The organism is Mesorhizobium sp. FG116 (genome assembly GCF_057809835.1).
Genome location: NZ_JBMDKS010000004.1, coordinates 33,881 through 55,961 on the forward strand (window position 1 = coordinate 33,881; position 22,081 = coordinate 55,961).

The 22,081-nt window shown below is 59.3% G+C and carries 19 protein-coding genes; 5 read left to right on the forward strand and 14 right to left on the reverse strand.

Going from position 1 to position 22,081, the window contains the following annotated elements; all coding sequences use genetic code 11:
- Positions 1-6 precede the first annotated feature (6 nt).
- Positions 7-1,197 (reverse strand): glycine C-acetyltransferase, encoded by a 1,191-nt coding sequence (locus ACODTY_RS05085; RefSeq protein WP_488993202.1) that lies wholly within the window; start codon positions 1,195-1,197, stop codon positions 7-9.
- Positions 1,198-1,490: 293 nt separating this feature from the next.
- Here ACODTY_RS05085 and ACODTY_RS05090 point away from each other — a divergent pair, with 293 nt between their 5' ends.
- On the forward strand, positions 1,491-3,566 hold the full coding sequence (locus ACODTY_RS05090; RefSeq protein WP_488993203.1) for a putative bifunctional diguanylate cyclase/phosphodiesterase: 2,076 nt from the start codon (positions 1,491-1,493) through the stop codon (positions 3,564-3,566).
- A 41-nt stretch (positions 3,567-3,607) separates the two neighbouring features.
- On the opposite strand, the gene ACODTY_RS05095 is transcribed toward ACODTY_RS05090, so the two are convergent.
- Positions 3,608-5,653 (reverse strand): oxidoreductase, encoded by a 2,046-nt coding sequence (locus ACODTY_RS05095; protein WP_488993204.1) that lies wholly within the window; start codon positions 5,651-5,653, stop codon positions 3,608-3,610.
- A gap of 69 nt (positions 5,654-5,722) precedes the next feature.
- Between ACODTY_RS05095 and queF the strand changes: the two genes are divergently transcribed.
- Positions 5,723-6,184, forward strand: a complete 462-nt coding sequence (gene queF, locus ACODTY_RS05100; RefSeq protein ID WP_488993205.1) for a preQ(1) synthase — start codon at positions 5,723-5,725, stop codon at positions 6,182-6,184.
- A 41-nt stretch (positions 6,185-6,225) separates the two neighbouring features.
- Here the strand turns inward: queF and ACODTY_RS05105 are convergent, their stop codons facing one another.
- Positions 6,226-6,696 (reverse strand): DUF3828 domain-containing protein, encoded by a 471-nt coding sequence (locus ACODTY_RS05105; RefSeq protein ID WP_488993206.1) that lies wholly within the window; start codon positions 6,694-6,696, stop codon positions 6,226-6,228.
- 30 nt (positions 6,697-6,726) lie between these two features.
- The gene (locus tag ACODTY_RS05110) at positions 6,727-8,289 is read right to left on the reverse strand and encodes a trimethylamine methyltransferase family protein (RefSeq protein WP_488993207.1); all 1,563 of its coding nucleotides are present in this window, start codon (positions 8,287-8,289) and stop codon (positions 6,727-6,729) included.
- Positions 8,290-8,548: 259 nt separating this feature from the next.
- On the opposite strand from ACODTY_RS05110, the gene mutL reads away from it, so the two are divergent.
- On the forward strand, positions 8,549-10,402 hold the full coding sequence (mutL, locus tag ACODTY_RS05115; protein ID WP_488993208.1) for a DNA mismatch repair endonuclease MutL: 1,854 nt from the start codon (positions 8,549-8,551) through the stop codon (positions 10,400-10,402).
- Positions 10,403-10,425: 23 nt separating this feature from the next.
- Here mutL and ACODTY_RS05120 read toward each other — a convergent pair whose 3' ends face one another.
- A complete protein-coding gene (locus ACODTY_RS05120) occupies positions 10,426-11,319 on the reverse strand; it encodes a DMT family transporter (RefSeq protein WP_488993209.1) in 894 nt (297 codons plus the stop codon).
- A gap of 84 nt (positions 11,320-11,403) precedes the next feature.
- On the opposite strand from ACODTY_RS05120, the gene ACODTY_RS05125 reads away from it, so the two are divergent.
- Positions 11,404-12,354, forward strand: a complete 951-nt coding sequence (locus ACODTY_RS05125; RefSeq protein ID WP_488993210.1) for a LysR family transcriptional regulator — start codon at positions 11,404-11,406, stop codon at positions 12,352-12,354.
- Positions 12,355-12,406: 52 nt separating this feature from the next.
- Positions 12,407-12,640 (forward strand): DUF2093 domain-containing protein, encoded by a 234-nt coding sequence (locus ACODTY_RS05130; protein ID WP_488993211.1) that lies wholly within the window; start codon positions 12,407-12,409, stop codon positions 12,638-12,640.
- A gap of 35 nt (positions 12,641-12,675) precedes the next feature.
- Here the strand turns inward: ACODTY_RS05130 and lpxK are convergent, their stop codons facing one another.
- The 9 genes from lpxK to ACODTY_RS05175 all read right to left on the reverse strand — a co-directional run bounded on the left by lpxK (position 12,676) and on the right by ACODTY_RS05175 (position 22,039).
- Complete coding sequence (gene lpxK, locus ACODTY_RS05135) at positions 12,676-13,704, reverse strand: tetraacyldisaccharide 4'-kinase (protein ID WP_488993212.1); 1,029 nt, start codon at positions 13,702-13,704, stop codon at positions 12,676-12,678.
- A gap of 1 nt (position 13,705) precedes the next feature.
- Entirely contained in the window at positions 13,706-15,022 is a 1,317-nt protein-coding gene (waaA, locus tag ACODTY_RS05140) for a lipid IV(A) 3-deoxy-D-manno-octulosonic acid transferase (RefSeq protein ID WP_488993213.1), read from the reverse strand.
- The gene (locus ACODTY_RS05145) at positions 15,019-15,807 is read right to left on the reverse strand and encodes a lysophospholipid acyltransferase family protein (protein WP_488993214.1); all 789 of its coding nucleotides are present in this window, start codon (positions 15,805-15,807) and stop codon (positions 15,019-15,021) included. The genes waaA and ACODTY_RS05145 overlap by 4 nt, the downstream gene beginning before the upstream one ends.
- A 2-nt stretch (positions 15,808-15,809) precedes the next feature.
- Positions 15,810-16,055, reverse strand: a complete 246-nt coding sequence (locus ACODTY_RS05150; protein ID WP_488993215.1) for a DUF4170 domain-containing protein — start codon at positions 16,053-16,055, stop codon at positions 15,810-15,812.
- A gap of 75 nt (positions 16,056-16,130) precedes the next feature.
- Positions 16,131-16,940: a 3'(2'),5'-bisphosphate nucleotidase CysQ gene (locus ACODTY_RS05155; RefSeq protein ID WP_488993216.1), complete on the reverse strand. Its 810-nt coding sequence runs from the start codon at positions 16,938-16,940 to the stop codon at positions 16,131-16,133.
- A complete protein-coding gene (locus tag ACODTY_RS05160) occupies positions 16,927-18,270 on the reverse strand; it encodes a TldD/PmbA family protein (RefSeq protein ID WP_488993217.1) in 1,344 nt (447 codons plus the stop codon). Before ACODTY_RS05160 ends, ACODTY_RS05155 begins: the two co-directional genes overlap by 14 nt.
- Before the next feature lie 196 nt (positions 18,271-18,466).
- Positions 18,467-19,312: a patatin-like phospholipase family protein gene (locus ACODTY_RS05165; RefSeq protein WP_488993218.1), complete on the reverse strand. Its 846-nt coding sequence runs from the start codon at positions 19,310-19,312 to the stop codon at positions 18,467-18,469.
- Positions 19,309-20,664 (reverse strand): M16 family metallopeptidase, encoded by a 1,356-nt coding sequence (locus ACODTY_RS05170; protein ID WP_488993219.1) that lies wholly within the window; start codon positions 20,662-20,664, stop codon positions 19,309-19,311. The genes ACODTY_RS05165 and ACODTY_RS05170 overlap by 4 nt, the downstream gene beginning before the upstream one ends.
- 4 nt (positions 20,665-20,668) lie before the next feature.
- Positions 20,669-22,039, reverse strand: coding sequence for a M16 family metallopeptidase (locus tag ACODTY_RS05175; protein WP_488993220.1), 1,371 nt, complete (start codon positions 22,037-22,039; stop codon positions 20,669-20,671).
- Between the last annotated feature and the right edge of the window lie 42 nt (positions 22,040-22,081).

A 22,081-nucleotide genomic window follows, 5' to 3' on the forward strand; every position in this document is an offset into this window, starting at 1 on the left:
ATTGGATCAGGCAATCACGCCAAGTTCGCGGCCGACTGCTGCGAATGCCTCGACGGCGCGGTCGATATCGGCACTCGAATGTGCTGCGGACATCTGCGTGCGGATACGCGCCTGTCCCTTCGGCACGACCGGGAACGAGAAGCCGATGACATAGATGCCGCGCTTCAACATCTGCGCCGCCATTTCCTGCGCGAGGGCCGCATCGCCCAGCATCACCGGAATGATGGGGTGATCGGCACCGGCAAGCGTAAATCCGAGCTTGCCCATGGAAGAACGAAAGCGGGCAGCGTTGGCGACGAGCTGCTGCCGCAACGCGTCTCCCTGTTCGACGATATCGAACACCGTCAGCGAAGCGCCCGCTATCGCCGGCATCAGCGTGTTCGAAAAAAGGTAAGGTCGCGAACGCTGGCGCAGCCAGTCCACCACCTGCCGTTTGCCGGATGTGTAGCCGCCAGACGCCCCGCCGAGCGCCTTGCCGAGCGTGCCGGTGATAATGTCCACCCTGCCCTCGACGCCGCAATGCTCGGCCGATCCGCGCCCGCTCTTGCCGACAAAACCGACAGCGTGGCTGTCGTCGACCATGACCATTGCGCCATACTTCTCGGCTAGATCGCAGACACCTTTCAGGTTGGCGATGATGCCATCCATGGAGAAGACGCCATCGGTGGCGATCAGCTTGAAGCGGCTGCCCTCGGCCTTCTTCAGCTCTTCTTCAAGAGCCGCCATGTCGTTGTTGGCGTAGCGAAAACGCTTGGCTTTGGAAAGCCGCACCCCATCGATGATTGAAGCGTGGTTGAGCGCATCGGAGATAACCGCATCTTCTTCGCCCAGCAGCGTTTCGAACAGGCCGCCATTGGCGTCGAAGCAGGAGCCGTAGAGGATCGTGTCCTCCATGCCGAGGAAGCTGGAAATGCGCGCTTCCAGTTGCTTGTGTTCTTCCTGCGTGCCGCAGATGAAGCGCACTGAGGCCATGCCGTAGCCATACCGATCGAGCGCCTTTGACGCCGCTTCGCGCAGGTCCTCGTTATCGGCAAGGCCGAGGTAGTTGTTGGCGCAGAAATTAAGCACCTTGCCCCCGCCCGACACGGCGATCTCGGCAGATTGCATCGAGGTGATGACCCGCTCGGACTTGTAGAGCCCAGCGTCTTTCAACGCCTCGAGCTCGCCATCGAGATGGGAAAGGAATGCAGCTGTCATGATCTTATCCTGATTGACGGCACGACTGTCGCGCCGCCCGAATGAAAAATCCACTCGAAATGCGCCTGCGATGAGCGGCGAATGCGACGTGAAACTCTGTCCTTGCAGTAGGCCTCGGCGACCAATTTGGCAAACAAATGAAAAGTGAATCGAGCATGGAAAGCAGACGATAACCATTCCGTCAGCTTCTGGTTACGTTTGGCCCGCAAACGCTGCGGTTTCTCGTCCTGTTAACCTGTTTTCTGCAACGGTGCCGGCTAGTGGAATCCGTGTGATTGAAAGCGTTCCGGAGCATGTCGCAGCAGCCAGTTCAAGCCGTCTCAGGCAGGCTCGTCTTCCTCATAAAAAGCGCATATTGGATCGCCCTGCTGATCATAGCGGCAATGGCGCTTGCTTCGTTCATCCTCCTGCAGCAGATGATGACCGCGCAGCAGCACGACAAGGCGCTGCTCGATATCGTCGCGACACAGAAGACGCTATCGCAGCGTATCGTCTTCCTTGCCGGCGCTACCGAGACATCGACCCGTGACAAGCAGCCAGCGCTTGTCGCATCTCTCAAGGATGCGACCAACCAGTTCGAAACCAACTATGATCTTTTGCTCGACCAGACCGGCGTGAACCAGGAAGCCACGGCTCGCATCGACCCCGGCTCGATAGAAGACGTGCTTTTTGCCAAGCCGTTTCATCTCGACTACTTCACCGTCAGTCTTGCCGCGAACGGTCGTCGTTTGGTCTCCGCATTCGAGACGGCGCTGAATATCGGCCCTGCCGGCGAAGGCTATAAGGGTGGGAACGGCAACGTGCCGCTCGATGCTTCGGTCGCCAACGCCACCCTCGCCGGCTATGCGGAGCTTGGGAATCGACTTTACGAGCAGGCCAACGTCCGTTCGCAAAGCCTCCTCGATCTTCACCGCAAGCTGTTCTTCGCTACCCTTGGCGTGTTGGTCATGGTTGCGTTGTTTATCTTCCGGCCGATGTCCAATGCGATCCTGCGCAAGACCCACGAACTGGTCGATGCACGCAACTCTATGGCGTTCATCGCCGTCCATGATGGGTTGACCGGCCTGCACAACCGCAGCTTCCTGACTGATCATTTCGATACCCTCATCAAGGGAGCCAAGCGGCGGCGCGAGCGCATCGCAGTAATCCAGTTCGACCTTGATCGCTTCAAGCAGATCAACGACACGCTCGGACATGCCGCCGGCGACTATGTTCTGGTGGTTACCGCACAGCGCATGCGCGACTCCTGCCGAGCTTCCGACCTGTGCGTGCGGCTCGGCGGCGACGAATTCGTCATGGTGCTGAATGGCGCCGGCACGACGCAAGACATCGACATGCTGGCAACCCGCATCCTCGCCAACATCAATGAGCCAGTGGTCTTCCAGGGCGTGACCATTTTCCCGGGTGCCAGCGCCGGTATTGCCGTGTACCCGGTCGACGCCGACAACGCCCAGGATCTCATGGTTCATGCCGACCTGGCGCTTTACTGCGCCAAGAAGCAAGGCGGCGGCGCCTTCTCCTTCTTTTCGGAGGAATTGCGGTGCGAACTCGAAAATCGCAAGCAGCTTGAACAGGACATCCGCGTCGCCATCGCTGAAAAGGCGTTCCAGGTCTATTTCCAGCCGCAAGTCTCGCTCACCGACGGCCGCATCACCGGTGTGGAAGCGTTGGTCCGCTGGCAGCACCCGACGCGCGGCATGATCTCGCCCGGCGAATTCATCCCGATCGCTGAGAAATGCGGCTATATGTCCGGCGTCGGCCGCATCGTCATCACCAAGGCGATCGGTGAGGCAGCCGAGTGGTACCGAGCAGGCATCCCTTTCGGTCGCCTTGCCGTCAACGTTTCAGGCGGGGAATTGCGGGAAATCGACTTCGATGCCTTCCTTTTCGACACGCTCGAACGGGCTGGCTTACCACCGCAAAAGCTGTCGCTGGAGATCGTCGAGTCCGTCATACTTGACGATGAAAAGACGGGTATTGCCGCAAAGCTGCGCCATATCCGTGCCGCCGGCGTCCATCTCGAACTCGATGACTTCGGTACGGGATACGCTTCGCTCAGCCACGTCAATCCGAACGAGATCGACCGTCTCAAGATTGATCGCCGCTTTGTCCAGCGCATCAATGAAAACGGCGACAACTCCAAGATCGTGCGTGCAATTACCGAATTGGCGCGCGGGCTTGGCATTTCCATAGTCGCCGAGGGTGCGGAGACGGAAGCCGAACTGAACTCACTGATGGCAATCGGCTGCGACCAGGTGCAAGGCTACTCCATCGCCTTCCCGATGCCGCAGGAGCAAGCGCGCAAATGGCTGGAAGCTCGTCGGCCGGCCCCGCAAAAGCTCAAGGTCGTCAAGAGCCACATTGCCTAGCGCTCGGTAGGAATGAGCGTCGGAAACCTGTTGCGCGTCTGCTAGATGCGAATCCCGTATCGAATCCCGTCATAGATCGACGCATGGATGTTGCGCGACGCCACTGCGTCGCCAATGCGGAAAACGATAAATTTACCGTCGGGATTGCCCGTGGGAAAGATGTCACCGCCCTTGACGAGGTGCTCATAGTCGATGGCGCCAAGGTTCCGAGACAACGGCTTAAGGGCAAGATAGAGATCGTCCAGCGGCGCCGTGCCATGCTCGACAACGATCTGGTCGACGCGGCGCTCAGCACTCCAGCCTTCCGCGAAATCGGAAGCCAGCGTCGCGACCAGTTGATTGCCGTCGCGCCTCACGGCGCGCAGCCGCGTATTGATGGTGATGGTAACGCCCTTCTCGTGGAACGAACGCATATAGGGCACATGGTTCATGCCCCCCATTTCCGGCGCGAAAAAGCGTTCAGGCGATACAAGCTCCAGTTTTGAGCCCGCACCGGCTATCAACTCAGCCGCTCCCATGCCCTGGTGGCCACCATTGTCGTCATAGAGCAGGACATTCTCTGCCGGCTTGACCGAGCCGGCCATTATGTCCCAACTCGATGTGACAAGGTCATCACCTGCGGCAAGCGGCGGATTCTGTGGCAAACCACCGGTTGCAACCACCACGACATCCGGAGCAAGCGCCAACACGTCGTCCGCTTCCGCCCAGGTATCGTAGCGGATATCGACGCCGAGACGCTCCAACTCTGCCAGTCGCCAGTCGACTATACCGATAAGCTCTTTTCTGCGCGGGTTTTGAGCGGCGAGGCGTATCTGCCCACCAGCCTGCCCGGATGCCTCCAGCACGACCACCTCGTGGCCCCGTTCGGCTGTCACCCGCGCTGCCTCCAGGCCGGCGGCACCCGCGCCTATCACAACGATCTTCCTGTGTGGGCCGCCTACCTTCTGGATTGTATGGGGAATGGATGCCTCGCGCCCCGTTGCAGCGTTGTGAACGCACAGCGCCTCGCCGCCTTCATAAATGCGGTCGAGGCAATAGGTTGCACCCACACATGGCCTGATCTCGTGCTCGCGCCCCTCCATCACTTTGCGGATGATGTGAGGATCTGCAATATGCGCGCGCGTCATGCCGACCATGTCGAGCTTGCCGTTCGCGATTGCATGCCTGGCCGTAGCGACGTCGGAAATGCGTGCCGCGTGGAACGTGGGGAATTTGGTCGCCGCCCTCACCTCGCTGGCAAAGTCAAGATGTGGGGAGGAACGCATGCCGGTGACCGGGATGACCTTGGTCAGTGCCGCATCCGTCTCGATCGAACCACGGATGATGTTGAGGAAATCGACCTTTCCGGACTTGGCCAGTTGCTGCGCGATTTCCACGCCTTCCTGTTTCGACAGGCCGGCTGCGAAATCTTCGTCTGCAACCAGCCGGATGCCGACGACGAACTTGTCGCCGACAGCGGCACGGACCGCATCCAGAACCATGTCCGTAAAGCGCAGCCGGTTGATCAATGGGCCGCCGAATTCATCATCGCGATGGTTGGTAGCCGGTGACCAGAACCCGTCTATCAGATGGCCATAGGCTTCGAACTCGATACCATCCAGGCCTGCGGCCTGACAGCGCTGGGCGGCGGACGCATAGTCCTTGACGATGCGTTCGATATCCCAATCTTCGATCGTTTTCGGAAATGCCCGATGCGCAGGCTCTCGCACTGGTGAAGCTGACAAAACGGGCAGCCAATCCGCCTTGTTCCAACCGGTGCGACGGCCAAGATGCGTGATCTGGATCATCACCTTGCAGTCGTGTTCGTGGCAGGCGTCGGCAAGTTCCGAGAGCCACGGAACGATCGCATCGTCGTAGACGTGCAAATTGCCGAATGCGGCCGGGCTGTCGCGTGAAACGATTGCCGATCCAGCGGTCATTGTCAGCGCCATCCCGCCCTTGGCCTTCTCGGCGTGATAGAGGCGATAACGCTCCTTCGGCATCCCGTCCTCGGAGTATGCCGGCTCGTGGCTGGTCGACATGACGCGATTCTTCAGCGTCAGGTGTTTCAACTGATAGGGTTGGAGGAGCGGATCGTTGCTGGCCATCGTTTTCCCACTTTATGATCGATGCTGGCTGTGCCATCCCCTGCATGCCCCGAAACTTCAGAGCATCCCATGACAGAGAGCGAACACCTTACCCAACTTGGCGCCAGAGTCGTGACGCCAGACAGTCCTGAACAAGCGGTCCTGGAAACTGTTCCATTCGCAAGAGGCGACGGCCCGCCCGCCATCGTGCGCTTCACATGTCCGGAGTTTACCTCGCTGTGCCCTGTCACCGGACAGCCGGACTTCGCTCATATCGTGATCGACTACGCACCGGATGCCATGCTGGTGGAATCGAAATCCCTGAAGCTGTTCATGGTTTCGTTTCGCAACCACGGCGCTTTCCACGAAGAATGCACGGTCATGATCGGCAGGCGCATCGTCGCCGCAACAAAGCCGCTTTGGCTGCGCATCGGCGGATACTGGTACCCGCGCGGTGGCATCCCTATCGATGTGTTCTGGCAAACAGGCGCGCCGCCCGAAGGAGCGTGGCTGCCAGAAACCGGCGTCGCTCCCTATCGGGGCCGGGGGTAACGGGTGAGGCCGGGCAGAACTCGTGCCCGATGAAGTACGGCTTATTCCGTTTGGCCCGAAACGCATTCCAGTTCGCTCAACCGCCAGCCATTGGTCTTCGAGGCGATATCGGCAATCTTCCACTTGCCGTCGACTTTCGTCAGTGACCAGACCATTTCTCGATCTGACCCTTCGCCTTCCGCAAACAGCTTGAACGTGGCGGTAACCTCCGCCGCGTCTCCGTTCACCACCTCCGAAAGCTTCAGGGTCTTTGTCAGTTGGTCCTGGTCGAAATCTTGCGCGTCCAGCGCCGGATCGGCATCGATACATGGCATGGAGTCTGGGCTTTGCAATGCCTTGTCGTTCTGGTCGAAGAGCCTCGTTACAGGTTCTACAAACCGGTCCCGATACTTGGCGTCTGCCACGAACCTTTCGGAGGAATAGAAGAACTTCACTGCATCGGACGCCGGCCCGGCTACCGCACCCGCCGACATGGAAAGCAAAGCAGCGGTGGCGATCAACGGCAGTTTCATCTTTATCCCCTCGATGATGAAGCAACTCCGTCAGTACCACGCGTCCTGCATCTCGGCTTTTTTGCGGCCAATGAAATCCTTTAGCGCATCGTCAACAGCTTCATCGAGCGGCGGCGGCTCGTAATCGGCCAGAGCTTTCTTCCAGCGGCGATTGGCGCGCTTGGCGGCATCCTCCGAGCCAGCCGCTTCCCATTTCTCGAATGGTTCGTTGTCGGCAATCTCGGAATCCCAGAACGCCGTCTCATAGTTCGCCAGTGTATGAGCGCTGCCGAAGAAGTGGCTGCCCGGGCCGATTTCCCGGAAGGCGTCGAGCGCCAACTGATTGGCGTCGATTTTTACCCCGTCGAGATAGGTGTGCAGAGCACCACAGAAATCGGCGTCCATCACGAATTTCTCGTAGGACATCGACAAAAGTCCATCGAGGAAGCCGGCCGAATGCAAGATGAAGTTGGCGCCACAATGGACCGCTGCCAGCATCGACATCGTGCCTTCATTCATTGCATGCGCATCCGGCAATTTCGATGTGGTGAAGTTGCCCGAGCACCGAAGCGGCAGTTTCAGCCTACGGGCTAGTTGGCCAATCACCATCGAGCCTATTGCCGGTTCCGGTGTTCCGAACGTCGGCGAACCTGAACGCAGCGACATCGAAGACAGGAAATTGCCGAAGATTACCGGTGCGCCGGGGCGCTCAAGTTGCGTCAGCGCGCAGCCAGCCATCGTCTCGGCCAGGGATTGCGCGATGGCGCCTGCATTGGTTACCGGACCCATCGCACCGCCAAGGATGAACGGCACGATCACTGCAGCCTGGTTGGCGCGAGCATAGGCGCGCAGCGCAGTCGTCATCGTCGCGTCCCATACCAGCGGCGAATTGACATTGACGTTGCCAAGAATGACGCAGTTGCGGTCGACAAAATCGCGCCCGAAGACGATACGCGCCATATCGATCGAGTCTTCAGCCCGGCTTTCGGCCGTCACCGACCCCATAAAGGCGCGGTCCGAATATTTTACATGGGCGTAGACCATGTCGAGGTGGCGCTTGTTGACGGGCACGTCGACCGGTTCGCAGATCGTGCCACCGGAATGATGCAACCACGGAGACGACTGCGCCAATTTCACGAAATTGCGGAAATCCTCGATGGTGCCGTAGCGACGGCCCTTGTCGAGATCCATGACGAAAGGCGAGCCGTAGGCTGGGGAAAACACCACATTCTTGCCGCCGATCTCGACAGAATTTGCCGGATTGCGCGCATGCTGCGTGAAACTGGCAGGCGCGGTCTTCAGAATTTCGCGCAGCATGCCCGGCTCGAACTTGACCAGCACGCCATCAATATCCGCCCCTGCCCGTTTCCAATGGTCAAGCGCCACCGGATCATCCCGGAATTCGATGCCGATCTCGGCAAGGATACGGTCTGCCGTGTGCTCAATGCGGAGCAGATTTTCTTCTGAAAGGATATCGTAGGTTGGAATGTTCCGGATGATGTAGGGCCGACCATGCCCTTGCTGGCCATGTGAGCGCAGTTCCCGGCGGGCACTGCGTCCGCCCCGCTCACGTCGAGCAGGTTGTTCGGCTGTGGAAGCAGTTGGAGCGTTCATGTTGAGGCCGATCCTGTAGATACCCTCCCGTCATGCTAGCCAGATGAATGAGGGTTGTAACGTGAGAAAATCATGATGATTGCCATGAGCTTTTCTTATGCGAAGCGTCTCAACAGCCCGCTCTTCGCGAAAGGCGCTTTGCAGAAACATTGAAACGCGCCCGTCGAAATTTGCTCCTGAACGAAAAGGGCGGGGATGGGGGCTCGGCTGAGGCGCCAGCAGCTTCCATCATCCGGCAGAATCCGGCTAATGTCGCGCCATGCCAATCCATCAGCTATCCGAAACGATGATCAACCAGATCGCGGCTGGCGAGGTGATCGAGCGTCCCGCCAGCGTGGTCAAGGAACTGGTTGAGAACGCACTTGATGCCAATGCCTCTCGTGTCGAGATCGTTACCGCCGGCGGCGGCCTGAACCTCATCCGCGTGACAGACGACGGTGCCGGCATTCCGGATAAGGAATTGGCGCTGGCGGTGGCCCGGCATTGCACCTCAAAACTGTCTGAAGACATCAACGATATCCGTTCGCTCGGCTTTCGGGGCGAGGCCCTGCCCTCGATCGGCTCGGTTGCCCGGTTGTCCATCCGCTCCCGAACCGCCAGCAGTGAAAGTGCTGCAGAAATCGGGATTGAAGGTGGACGTGTCGCGCCTGTCAGGCCGGCGGCTGCCAACCGTGGCACGACGGTCGAGGTGCGGGACCTGTTTTTCGCCACACCCGCCCGATTGAAGTTCATGAAGGGCGAACGCGCTGAAACCGCAGCCACCAGCGACGTGATCAAGCGCATTGCCATTGCCTTCCCCGCCGTGCGCTTCACGCTGGCCGGTGCGGACCGCACGACGTTGGAACTCGCAGCCGCTGACAATACTTCTGACGGTAGCCTGCGGCGTATAGCTCAGGTTATGGGTGCAGATTTTCCTAAGAACTCGATTGAGATCGATGCCGAGCGCGAGGGCGTGCGGTTGCGAGGGCACGTCTCCATTCCGTCATTCACGCGGGCCAATGCCTTGCAGCAGTACGCCTATGTCAACGGCCGACCGGTTCGCGACAAGCTGATCGCAGGGGCCATACGCGGAGCATTTTCAGATGTCCTGCCCCGGGATCGTCACGCCGTCACGGTGTTGTTCCTGACGCTCGATCCGGCCACCGTCGACGTAAATGTTCACCCGGCTAAGGCAGACGTGCGCTTCCGCGATCCCGGCCTCGTGCGGGGCCTGATCGTCGGCGCCATCCGAGAGGCCTTGGCGAGCGCCGGTATTCGTGCGGCCACAACGGGCGCAACTGGCATGATGGCTGCATTTCGCACGGAAGGATCTGCATATGATCGCGGCAGCACATCGAACGGCTACCGAAATTATGAAGCGTCGTTCCGCCAGGCTTCAGCAGGCTTCGATCCTGACCGCTCACCCCAACGGCCGCTTGATATGGATTTCCGTGGCGGCTTTGCGGAAAGTTCGCAACCCAGTTTCGATGCGGGTGTATCCCTTAGCGCGGACGCCCGCGCGGGGCAAAGCGAAGCGCCGGACGCCCTGCTCGGTACTCAACTTGGCGCAGCCCGCGCTCAGGTGCATCAGAATTACATCGTAGCGCAGACCAGCGACTCGCTGGTTATTGTCGACCAACACGCGGCGCATGAAAGGCTCGTCTACGAGGCACTCAAGAACGCGCTGCATTCGCGGCCCCTGCCCTCGCAAATGTTGCTTCTACCCGAAATAGTCGATCTGCCGGAAGAAGATGTCGAGCGGCTTGCCCTTCACACCGAAACCCTTGCCCGTTTCGGGTTGGGCATCGAGCGCTTCGGGCCAGGAGCAGTGGCTGTTCGCGAGACACCTGCAATGCTGGGAGAAGTGAACACCCAGCAGTTGGTTCGCGACCTTGCCGACGAGATTGCCGACAACGACACAACAGATACGCTGAAGGAACGCCTCCACTACATTGCAGCAACTATGGCCTGCCACGGTTCCGTGCGCTCCGGTCGCTTGATGAAGCCGGACGAGATGAACGCCTTGTTGCGCCAGATGGAGGCAACGCCGGGGTCCGGCACCTGCAATCATGGCCGACCCACCTATGTCGAGCTCAAGCTTGCCGATATCGAGAGGTTGTTCGGCAGACGTTGATGTAGGGCGAGATATTCTATCGCCTAGCGCTTGAAATTGACGATTGCCACGCCGCCCAGGGCCAAAACCCCTCCTATGATACCCAGTAACGTCGGCACTTCACCAAGCCAGAAGAAGCCGATCACCGTCGCAACCGGCGAGATGCAGTAGAGAAAGTTCGTAGCCCGGGCAGCCGGCAAACGTGACAGGGCTGTTGCCCATGCGGCATAGGCGATCAGGCTTGGCACGATGGCGAGGTATATAACTGCACCCAATCCGGCTGTATCGGCGACCTGCATCTCAGCCAGCCCATTTGGCAGGAATGGCGCCAGGCACAATGCACCCAGAACTATGTTCCATGCCGCGACGCTCAGCGGATGATGATGTGAAAACAAGGGTTTCTGGACAATTGTGTTGGTGGCCGAGCATAGGGCCGCCCCCAGCACCAGCAGCGTCCCGGTATTGAATTGGATACCCTTGCTTTCTCCCATTGCGATGATGCCGATACCTGCAAAAGAGACAAATGTTCCGGCCCAGGCGACAGGCGGAAACCGCTCGCCCAACACCAACATTGCCATGATCGCGGTGAAGATGGGGCTGACATTGATGATGAAGCTTGCGGCCCCTGCGGTCACGGTCTGCTCGCCAATGTTGAGCATGGCCGTATAGAGCGCAACGAAGACGACGCCGCCGAAGGCAAACCGCCAGAACTCGTTCAACTTGGGAAGCGCGGGTCTGGCAATAGCAAGATATATCGCAGCCGGAACCGCCGCGATTGCAAAGCGCAATGCGCCGAGTTCAAGCGGGCCGAATGCTTCCAATCCCGCCCGGATCGCGGGAAATGCCGATGCCCAACCGACAACCGTGAGTGCGACAGCAACGCCTGCGATAGCATCCGTCTTCTTGCGGGTATCCCGAATGTCGGCTGCCGAGTTCATGTCATTTCCTTCCGATTCCTTCCGCTTAATGAGCACCGCTTGGCACCTGTTGACAAACGAACAATTGAAGGATGAGCTGTGACTATGGATCACAGCTTAGATGCGATGCTGCCGTTGGAAACGCTGCGTGCCTTCGACGCCGCCGCGCGAACCGGCAGCTTTTCGAATGCGGCCGAAAAACTGAACATCACGCATGGCGCAATTAGCCGGCAGATTGCCAAGCTGGAAGGCTGGCTCGGCCTCAAGCTGTTCGAGCGCGGCGCGCGCGGCGTTTCGCTTACCCTTGAGGGTCAGCGCCTGCACATTCGCACAAGCGAAGCCTTTGCCCTGATCGCTGACACGTCTGACCGATGGGTCGAGCCGCGTGGTGCGGCGGTGGTTCGCCTCACGTCGATCCCCTCGATCAGCGGGTTGTGGTTGATGCCTCGCCTTTCCGCTCTTGAGAGTGGCGACCCACGTCTTCGGATTGTCCTCGATGTCGATATCCGCCAGGCGGATCTCGCCGATGAAGGCATTGATCTGTCGATCCGTTGCGGACGCGGCCGAATCCCGGGGCGCGTTTCGCTGCAACTGTTCGAGGAGCATTGCTTTCCTATCGCTTCGCCTGCCCTCGCCAAAGAAATTGGCAAGGGCTGTGCCGCCCGGCTTCTGAAATATCCGATCGTGCATGATTCCGACGCCTCTGCATGGCGCGCATGGTTCGCCTCGCAAGGCATTGACTACCGGCCGCGCCCCCATGACCGCCGTTTCGAGGACTACAATCTGGTGCTGGATGCGGCAGCCCATGGCCTTGGCATCGCGCTGGCACGCCCTCCTCTCACAGTACAGCAACTGGAAAGCGGGCGTATCGTAGCCGCCGATGAACGCAGTGCCCTCAACCCGGTATCCTATTGGCTGGACCGCCCGATTGGCCGCCCCAGGAAAGCGGCCGTCGAACTGGCGCGCCGTATCGGCAAACAGGCTGGGGTTGATCCTCAACAGATCGACACCTTCCTTGTGGCGGACCACGCGGGTATGCAACCCGGCGACGCTTGACCTCGATGCCGATTTATGGCGATGACATGCACATGAGGTTTGGTACGCTCACATGATGAACCGCTTTGAAGGACCGGGTAGCCGGGAAGCTCGTATTCGTTACCTCGATGGGGATTTCCAGGTGACAAGCCCCGGCGCATTCGTGCGCTGCGCCGTTACTGGTGAAGCCATACCTCTCGACGAACTCAAATACTGGAGCGTTGCAAGGCAGGAGCCCTACGTTAGCGCCAATGTGTCTTTCAATCGGGAATTGGAGACGCATCCGGAGTGGCGGAGCCGCCGGTAAAAGCCGTCCGCAACCTTATTCCGGACCAGGCAGCACTAGCCCTTAAGCCGGCGTAGCCGCCATGCGTCAACCGTTTCATTGATAATGCGGGTCGGCGCGTAATCCTGCTCGAACACCGCGTCGATCTCGATAACATCCAGCTGTTCCAGAAAATCAGCAGACGCTGCTCCGTGGCGAAGGCGCGCTGCATCCTTGGCTGTCGTGATCAAGCGCACGTCGTTGTCTCGCGCGGTCTTCAACAACTCGGCAAGTTCGTCCTCGCCATAGACATGATGGTCAGGAAAGGAGCGCGACAGCGCCACAATCGCGCCAGTCTCGGCCACGGTATCGAAGAATTTGTCCGGATGACCTATGCCGGCAAAGGCCAGGAACCGCTTGCCTGCAAAAGCTTTCTTGCCGCGCGGACGCGTTCGCGCCTCGTAGATCGGCTTGCCGGCACGAGCGGCCTGACGGACGACCCGGTCGGCGGCCGTTCCCTCCCCCATTTTCAGCAACGAACTCGTGTAGACGAGTTGGTCGACCACCCTGGCCCGCAACGGCCCTGCAGGAATGACCCTGCCATTACCCAGCCCGTAACGCGCATCAACTACGACAAGCGCATAGTCGATATGGATGCGCGCGCTTTGAAAGCCATCATCCATGATGAGGAAATCGCAACCATGCCTGTCGATCAGTAACTGTGCTCCTGCAGCACGATTGGGTGTCACTGCAACTGGTGCATGTTCGGCCAAAAGCAGCGGCTCATCGCCGACATGCTTGGCGCTGTCGTGGGATGGATCGACGATATGCGGACTGGAAAAGCCGCCACCGTGGCCGCGTGACAGAATGCCGGGATTCAGTTGCATCCGCTTGGCCTGCCGCGCCAAGGCGATGGCCACCGGGGTCTTGCCGGTTCCTCCAACCGTGAAGTTGCCGACACACAGCACCGGAGCGGCAATCTTTTCCCGCTTCGCCGTGTGCATGCGCCGCCCGGCAACAAAACCGTAAGTGAAAGACAGCGGCGAGAGTGCAAAGGCGCGCCAATCCGGCTTCTCCCACCAGAACGGCGGCGACTCACTCGCCATTCTACTGGCTGCCCGCGCGCCACAGGCGCGCCTTGACCACCAGCGGCTGAATGTAAGGCTCCAGCGCCTTCATTGTCGCGGCAAGCGCACCGCGCATTTCTTCCACGGTTGCCGCTGCTGCCGCCATCATGTCGTGGCGCGCAATCTCGTTGCTGAGCAGGTAATTGACGGCTCCCGCCAACATATTGCGGTCCTTGACCAGCTTCGCGCCACCGCTTTCAAGCAGCCGCTGATAGGACTCGCGAAAATTCTGCACGTTGCGCCCCGACAGAACGGCCGTATCCAGCATGGCTGGCTCGAGCGGGTTCTGGCCCCCGGTCGAGGTCAGCGAGCGGCCGACAAAGGCAATCTCCGTCAATCTCAGATAAAGCCCCATCTCCCCAATAGTGTCGCCCAGCAAGATGTCGGTATCAGGCGAAATCTTTCCGCCAAGGCTGCGGCGCGCCACCTTGAGGCCCATGCCCTCCATTTGGGCCGCCAATGCTTCACCGCGCTCGGGGTGGCGTGGAACTATGATGGTAAGCAGCCCCCGGTGACGCCCGCGCAACGTTACATGAACCTCGGCGGCCATGGCTTCTTCACCGTCATGGGTCGAGACGGCGGCCCAGGTTGGGCGCCCGTCAATCTGGCGCATCAGAGAATGCAAGACCTTTTCGTCTGCCGGTGGAGGCGCAGTGTCCACCTTAAGGTTGCCCGATACGGTGACCGGCCTTGCCCCCAACGCCCTGAAGCGCTCTCCATCGACGTCCGATTGGGCAATGACATGCGCCAAGTTCTCAAACAGCGCCTCGGCCAGGCTCGCGCGTTTCTTCCAGGACGCAAACGAGCGATCCGACATGCGGCCGTTGACCAGCACTTGCGGGACGCGTCGTGCGCCAAGCTCAAGGATCGTCATCGGCCAGATTTCGGATTCGGCGATAATTGCCAGATCCGGTTGCCAATGATCGAGAAAACGGCTGACCGCAGGTTTCAGATCGAGCGGAACATACTGGTGGATGACGCGATCCGGCAACCGCTCCTGCACCACCTTGGCCGATGTAACCGTGCCGGTAGTCAGCACGACGTTGACGCCATAGCCCAGAATATTCTGCACCATCGGCACGACAGCGATAGTCTCACCGACGCTTGCCGCGTGCACCCAGATTACCGGTCCATCCGGACGCTCACGGCCCGCTACACCATAGCGCTCGCGGGCTCTGCTGCGATCTTCCTTGCCCTTCGACGCGCGCCAGGCCACGTATGGCCCTATCAGGGGATAGGCGGCAGCGCCGATATAGCGGTATGCCGACAACATCATGCGCGCGCTGCGTTCGCTCATTTGCCGGCATCCGCCAGCTTGTAGGCCTGTTCAGTGGCCGCATTGAGCGACTCGGTAACTTCCTGACGTTTGCGTTCCATTTCCGCGTCGTCAGCATCCACGGGTACGAACACCGGCGTTCCCACGACGATCGACGACCGCCCAAAGGGCAGATTGATGGTGGTCTTGTCCCAGCTACGCTCCAGCACCTTACGCCGGCTGGTGGTGATGGCCGCGGGCAGGATCGGACGTCCAGACAATCTTGCCAGGAGTACAATGCCCAAACCCGCGTCGCGCGGTGTCCCGTGCGGAATGTCGGCGATCATCGCGACATTCTTGCCGGCAACGAGGGCCTTCTTCAATGCGATCAGGGCCTTGGCCCCACCCTTGTCGAGATGGCGGGCATTTTCGCGGCCGCCTGATCCTCGCACGGCCTCGATGCCGAATTTTTCGACCATCAATGCGTTGAGTTCGGCGTCGGCGCTGCGTGACACCATCGCGACTAGCGGACGGCCCTTCGGATAAAATACCGGCGCCAGAATGTGCTGACCATGCCATAGCGCGATGATGCCCGGCTCAAGATCAGCATACTCGCCGCCGGAAATGGAAGCGGACCCCTTCGCAGGCGGATTTGTCAGGCGAATGAAGCGCAAGGCTTGCGCAAACAGACTGGCGATCGCGCCTTTGGCAAAACGCGACTCGGCCAATGGCTGGCGAATCTTCCTCCAAGCCTTCTTGAGCGGCCTGTTGCGTTTGTGGCCTGCCAGGGTGCTTTCGGCCCGTGGCGGCGCCAATTCCTGCTCCATTGTCAAGCGTCAGCCTTGCTTTGCGGATCCAAGAGGCGGTGCAGGTGTACCACGAAGTAGCGCATGTGTGCATTGTCGACACTTGCCTGGGCCTTGGCCTTCCAGGCCGTCGACGCCGACTGATAGTCCGGGTAGATGCCGACTATGTCGAGCGCATCGAGGTCACGGAATTCAGTGCTGCCCAGCTTTGTAAGCTCACCACCGAATACCAAGTGTAGAAGCTGCTGCTTTCCTTCAGTACCGCTCATGTTTGTCCTTTGAATCTTCGAAGATCGCCGCTTGGTCTAATGCAAACCTGCTAACATTTAAACCTATGAGTATCCTTACGGGATTTTCGTACCGGCGATGACCGCTGCCAGCGTACGAAGCAACTCCCCGCTGCCGGCTGCAAGCGCGCTGTGCTTGATCTTTTCGCGAGCGAACAAGGGGGTAAGTCCCTCGGTGTCAACCAGCCCACCGCCGGCTTCGTTCAGGATCAACCCCGCAGCTGCAATATCCCAATCATGCGAATTCGGTTTCACGAAACTCGCATCGATAGCTCCCGACGCAATCATCGCCAGCCGGTAGGCAAGCGATGGGACATAAGCCACTCGGCGCACCCTTTCCAACAAATCGGCCGGGAGATGATCTATCAATGCCCTCGGGCCGGCGATTTCAGGTTGATCGGCAACCGGCCGAACCGCGATAGGGATGCCGTTGCAAAACGCGCCGGATCCCGGAACGGCCCAATAGACTTCTTTTTTGGCCGGACAATCGAGGACACCTGCCAGCGATTTTCCCCGCTCCACCACGGCGACGCTGACGCACCACGTACTGTTGCCTTCCAGAAAGGCGCGCGTTCCGTCTATCGGGTCAACGACGAATGTGCGGCGCGCATTCAACCGGGCGAGATCGTCAGCCGTTTCCTCGGATAGCCAGCCATAGTCGGGACGAGCCTTAAGCAATGTTTCCCGGAGATAGGCATCAGCGGCATAGTCGGCTTCGCTGACCGGAGAGGTTCCGCCTTTCATCCACACTTCCGGGCTCTTGCCAAAGTATTGCATGGCAATTGCCCCGGCTTCACGTGCGGCGTCGCGCAGCAATTCCAGGTCTTCTTGGGCCGTGGCAAGGCCGGCTGTATCAGCTACCGGCAAGGGTCATTCCTTCGATAAGCAATGTCGGGGCCGCCGTTCCGAAGTTGCGGTCAAGATCGCTGGCAGGCACCATGTTGAGGAACATCGTCTTCAGGTTGGAAGCGATGGTGACTTCCGAGACGGGATAGGCGAGTTCGCCATTTTCAATCCAGAACCCGGATGCGCCGCGACTGTATTCCCCGGTTATCATGTTGACGCCCTGCCCGAACACCTCGGTGACGTAGAAGCCGGACCTGAGGCTCTTTATCAATTCCTCCGGTGGCCGCTCGCCTGCTTCGATCGCAAGGTTGGTGGATGAGGGCGAAACGGACGAGCCGCTGCGTGAGCCGCGCCCATTGGTCGTCAGTCCGAGTTCACGCGCCGCCGAGGTCGACAGGAACCAATGGCTCAAAACGCCCTTTTCTACCATCGTCAACTTCTCGCCCTCGACGCCTTCACCGTCAAATGGCCTGGAGGCCTGGCCACGTCGACGAAGTGGCTCGTCGGTAACGGTGATGGAATTGGCAGCCACCTGCTTGCCCATCATGTCGCGCAGGAAGCTGGTCTTGCGCGCGACGGATGCGCCATTGATTGCGCCGGCCAAATGGCCTGCAATACCTCGCGCCACGCGAGGATCAAATATGACCGTAACAGACCCTGTCGCCGCCTTCCGCGCGCCTAGGCGCTTCACGGCGCGCTCACCAGCCTTACGGCCAATGTCCTGTGCTGAATCCAGGTCGGAAAAATGCTGTCTTGAGGAGTAATCGTAGTCACGCTCCATGCCGGTGCCCTCGCCCGCGATGGCGCTGGCCGAGCGCGAAAAGCGCGTGGCGACATACTGACCGAGGAACCCGCTCGAAGTTGCAAGAACCAAACCGCCGAAACCAGAGCTTGCTCCGCTGCCGGATGAGTTGGTCACGCCTTTGACGGCAAGCGCGGCTTCCTCCGCAGCAAGCGCGTCTTCCTTCAGCTGGTCCGCGGAAACCTCTGTCTCGTCGAACAGATCGAGGTCGCGTGGTCCCTTGGCCAAAAGTGCCGGGTCGGCCAACCCCTGGTACGGGTCCTCCGGCGAGACCTTCGCCATTGCCACGGCCCGTTCGGCCAATGCCTTGGGGTCAGACCCGGTCGTTGCCGAAACGCTTGCCACGCGCTTACCAACGAATACGCGCAGCGACACATCCTCGCTTTCCGAGGCTTCGGTGCTCTCGACCTTTCCCAAACGGACCGAAACGCCCTTGGAGCGGCCAACGACGACGACTGCATCAGTCGCATCCGCCCCAGCCCGTTTGGCCGCGTCTACCAATGCGGCGACACGATCAGTCAGTTTGCCCGTGTCGATTGAATTCGCCATTTCGAAATCCCGTGAATCGACCCAACAGTGAAATGGATCATACATGGCACCATCTATTGTTCCGCCATTGCTTGTGCAATGGGCGGAAAGATGAAGGCTAAAGCCGTTTGGCCAAACTGGCCAATATGCTGGCTTTAATGTGTCCGTCTGGCGCGACCGTTGTTCGGAGCGCGCACAACAGCCTCGAATTTCCGAACTAATGCTTGTGGGGCTCGTAGTGTGATTTCAACGCAGCCTCGACGGCGCGCTTCACTTCGCCCTTCACCGACGCCGTTTCGCTCATCACGCTTTCGATCTTCATGAAGTCTAGGACGCGGAAGCGAGAGACGGGGGGCCTGATCAGAATATCGGGCCGGCATTGGCTCAACTTGTTGACGATGATGGATTGCATCATCAGTTGGGTTGCCCCGAACATCAGATCTACGGAACTCGGCCGCCTGCTCTCGGCTTCCGTGGGGGCTCCCACGACATCGACGGCGATGATGATGTCGGCATCGTGCTCGATAAGATCGAACGGCACGGGATTGTAGATTCCGCCGTCGATCAGAATACGCCCGTCTCGGACGACCGGTCGGAATACGGCCGGGATCGCCGCCGACGCTGCAAGTGCCGAGTGAAGATCACCGTTGCTGAACACAGCAAGCTTGTGGCCGAAGAAATCGGTCGCTGTCACCTTAAGCGGAATTTTGAGGTCGGCAAAACTTTCAGGAACCGCGCTCGGAAGAAAAGCTTTCAAAATGCGCTCGACATTGAACTGGCTGACGTGCAACCCGCCCTTCATCACTTCTGCCAGACTACCGGGGCGCGCCTTCCACATTCGGCTTGCGATTTCAGTCCGTCGGGAGAGGATCGAGCGAGCGTGTTCGTGGATTTCCTTTCCAGTCATTCCGGCCGCCATGCCGGCGCCCATGATTGCACCGATAGACGAGCCCGAAATGGCGACGGGACGGATACCCATCTCGTCAAGAGCCTCGATGACGTGAATATGCGCCAGTCCGCGTGCGCCACCGCCACCGAATGCTATGCCGAAACTTGGTGTCACCCCTTGCTTCCATCTGCCAAAGCCGGGCCAACGATCATGACCGCCGGATTCACCGAAAGAAGCTTTTTGGCCACCGCCTTGACCTCGTCCAGCGTCACGCCGTTGATCAGATCCGATCTCCGGGCCATGTAGTCGATTCCCAACTTGTTTACCTGCAAATCGACGAGAGTGCCGGCGATCGCGCTCGATGAATCGAGATTGTTGATTGCATAAGCTCCGACCATGTACTTTTTGGCGGCGGCAAGCTCGGCTTCCGTGGGCCCTTCCTCAGCCATGCGCTTTATGGTGTCGCGCAAAACCTCAAGTGTTTCACCTACCCTGTCGGATCGCGTAGCGGTTGTCACGACAAGCGCTGAGGCATGCGCTCGATTGGAGAGCCCGGAATCGACCGAATAGGCAAGCCCGCGCTTTTCCCGCACTTCTTCGAACAGACGTGAGGTGAAGGTTCCACCACCTAGAATCTCATTCATAAGCGTTGCCGCATAGAACTCGGGCGATGATCGCTTGATGCCTGGAAAAGCCATCTGCACGGAGGTCTGCGGCAGATCGTATTCTACCTGGAGCTGCTGATCGAGGTTGAGTTCCGTGTCAGCTACAGGACGCAATGACTGTTGCAACGGAAGTCCGCCGAAAAGCTTGTCCAACTCACGTTGCAACGTCTTTGCATCTATCGCCCCCACGACTGCAACGTGTAGACCGCTAAGCGCAAAAGTTGCCTTGTGAAATGCCCTGAGATCGTTCGCCGTTATATTATCGAGACTTTCCTTGGTACCTTCGTCCGGGCGCGAATAAGGGTGGTTGCCGTATACCGCGCGCAGCCACTTTGTCTCCGCTGCGGTATTAGGGTCGCGCTCGCCGGCGACGATACCTGCCAGTATCTGACCGCGAATGCGGTCTATCGGCGCCTGATCGAAACGGGGCTTTTCAATGGCCAGTCGTAACAGTTCAAACGCCTCGTCCTTGCGCTCTGCCAGCGTCCGCATGGCGCCGGAAATGCTGTCGCGGCCTTCTGAAATTCCCATTTCAGCACCTGAATCGTCCAGCTGCGCCTGAAACGCATTGCTGTCCAGATCACCTGCGCCCTCGTCGAAAAGGCCCGTCATAAGGTTGGCAAGGCCTTCCTTGCCAGCTGGATCCTGCGTGCTTCCGCCATCGAAATCAAAGCGCAGCGTGATAATCGGTACCGAATAGTCCTCCACAAGCCAGGCGGTGATGCCTTTCGAAGACTTCACTTCCTGGATGGTCATCGCAGCATGCGCGGTGAGCGCCGGCAGGATCAGAAAAAGTGCAGACAACAAGAAGACAATCGTCTGTGAAATCAATATTTTGCCAGAAATTCTAAAAGAAGCCATCAGCTCAGTTCCCCGCACGCGCTTCGGGCAACAGATATCCGCTCGTCGCATGCTCTGGCACTAGATAGCGCCCGGCCACAGACTTTACATCCTGCACCGTGACGTTCCGGATACGCTGCGGCCATTGTTCGATATCTTCAACTGTTCCACCGGTCGCGAGCGTGCTGCCATAGATGTTTGCCATGCTCGATTGGCGGTCGCGTGCGAAGATCATCGAGCGCACAAAGCGGTCCTTGGCCTGCTCCAACTCATCGTCAGACACTCCGTCGCGGGCAATGCGCGATACTTCGGAACTTACCGCGCCTTCAACCTCGGCAAGCGTGGCTTTGCCGCGTGGCGCGCCATAAACCGAAAAGTTCGTGTCATCCAACATTGTTCCGGAAAACGACGCGCCGGAATTTGCTGCAATGCCCTTCTTGACCACTAGTTCCTGATAGAGCCGGCTGCGCGGCCCTCCACCAAGAATTTCGGCCAGGAGATCAAGCGCTTCGGCTTCACCCGGCTTGGCGGTGTGGTAGGACGGCACCACCCATTGCGTTGAAAAGCTCGGCACACTCACTCTTGCATCGGTCAAAGTGACCGTCCGCCTGGAATTCTGCTCAGGTTCTGAAGGCCTCACCCGTGGTGGAAGATTTGGACCGCGCGCCACTTTTCCGTAAGTGCGTTCGGCCATCGCCTTGACGGCATCGGGCTCCACGTCGCCGGCCACCACAAGAACGGCGTTGTTCGGCGTGTAATAGCGGTCGTAGAATGCCCTGGCATCGGTTTGATTTAGTTTTTCTATCTCCTGCATCCAGCCGATGACCGGGATTCGATAAGGCTGGTTCTGGTAAAGTGTTGCGTTGACTTCTTCTTCCAGCAGAGATCCAGGATCGCTGTCGACGCGCGAGCGGCGTTCCTCCAGCACTACGTCACGTTCGGTCGCAATCACCTCGTCGTTGAGGACGAGATTGCGCATGCGATCGGCCTCGAACCCCATCATCTGCTCAAGGGCTTCAGGCGCCACCGTCTCGTGAAAAACCGTGTAGTCGTAGGATGTGAAAGCGTTGTTGCTGCCGCCGATGGCCGCCACCGCGCGATCAAACTCACCTGCGGCGTGATTGCTGGTTGCCTTGAACATCAGGTGTTCGAAGAAATGGGCAATGCCGGACTTTCCGGGCAATTCGTCGGCACTGCCGACCTTGTACCAGACCATATGGGTGACGATCGGCGCACGCCTGTCGGGTATGACCACCACCTCCATGCCGTTGTCGAGCAGGAAATCGGTCACTTTCCATTCGTTGGGGGCAGTTTCCGACGCTGCCGGACCGGCTGCTACAACTAGTAAAGCCAGGGCAAGCGCGATCCGGAGGAGCCAATGGGCATCAGATTTCATTGCTGGCTCCGGAGGTCATGCGATGGACGATAGGCAGGCATG

Coding starts and splice junctions, on each gene's coding strand:
- waaA (WP_488993213.1), bottom strand. CDS start 15,022: ATGAGCGAACGCAGCGCGCGCATGATGTTGTCGGCATACCGCTATATC.
- ACODTY_RS05160 (WP_488993217.1), bottom strand. CDS start 18,270: ATGGCGAATTCAATCGACACGGGCAAACTGACTGATCGTGTCGCCGCA.
- queF (WP_488993205.1), top strand. CDS start 5,723: ATGACAGAGAGCGAACACCTTACCCAACTTGGCGCCAGAGTCGTGACG.
- lpxK (WP_488993212.1), bottom strand. CDS start 13,704: ATGGCGAGTGAGTCGCCGCCGTTCTGGTGGGAGAAGCCGGATTGGCGC.
- ACODTY_RS05145 (WP_488993214.1), bottom strand. CDS start 15,807: ATGGAGCAGGAATTGGCGCCGCCACGGGCCGAAAGCACCCTGGCAGGC.
- ACODTY_RS05085 (WP_488993202.1), bottom strand. CDS start 1,197: ATGACAGCTGCATTCCTTTCCCATCTCGATGGCGAGCTCGAGGCGTTG.
- ACODTY_RS05095 (WP_488993204.1), bottom strand. CDS start 5,653: ATGGCCAGCAACGATCCGCTCCTCCAACCCTATCAGTTGAAACACCTG.
- mutL (WP_488993208.1), top strand. CDS start 8,549: ATGCCAATCCATCAGCTATCCGAAACGATGATCAACCAGATCGCGGCT.
- ACODTY_RS05120 (WP_488993209.1), bottom strand. CDS start 11,319: ATGAACTCGGCAGCCGACATTCGGGATACCCGCAAGAAGACGGATGCT.
- ACODTY_RS05150 (WP_488993215.1), bottom strand. CDS start 16,055: ATGAGCGGTACTGAAGGAAAGCAGCAGCTTCTACACTTGGTATTCGGT.
- ACODTY_RS05130 (WP_488993211.1), top strand. CDS start 12,407: ATGATGAACCGCTTTGAAGGACCGGGTAGCCGGGAAGCTCGTATTCGT.
- ACODTY_RS05125 (WP_488993210.1), top strand. CDS start 11,404: ATGGATCACAGCTTAGATGCGATGCTGCCGTTGGAAACGCTGCGTGCC.
- ACODTY_RS05090 (WP_488993203.1), top strand. CDS start 1,491: ATGTCGCAGCAGCCAGTTCAAGCCGTCTCAGGCAGGCTCGTCTTCCTC.
- ACODTY_RS05105 (WP_488993206.1), bottom strand. CDS start 6,696: ATGAAACTGCCGTTGATCGCCACCGCTGCTTTGCTTTCCATGTCGGCG.
- ACODTY_RS05175 (WP_488993220.1), bottom strand. CDS start 22,039: ATGAAATCTGATGCCCATTGGCTCCTCCGGATCGCGCTTGCCCTGGCT.
- ACODTY_RS05110 (WP_488993207.1), bottom strand. CDS start 8,289: ATGAACGCTCCAACTGCTTCCACAGCCGAACAACCTGCTCGACGTGAG.
- ACODTY_RS05170 (WP_488993219.1), bottom strand. CDS start 20,664: ATGGCTTCTTTTAGAATTTCTGGCAAAATATTGATTTCACAGACGATT.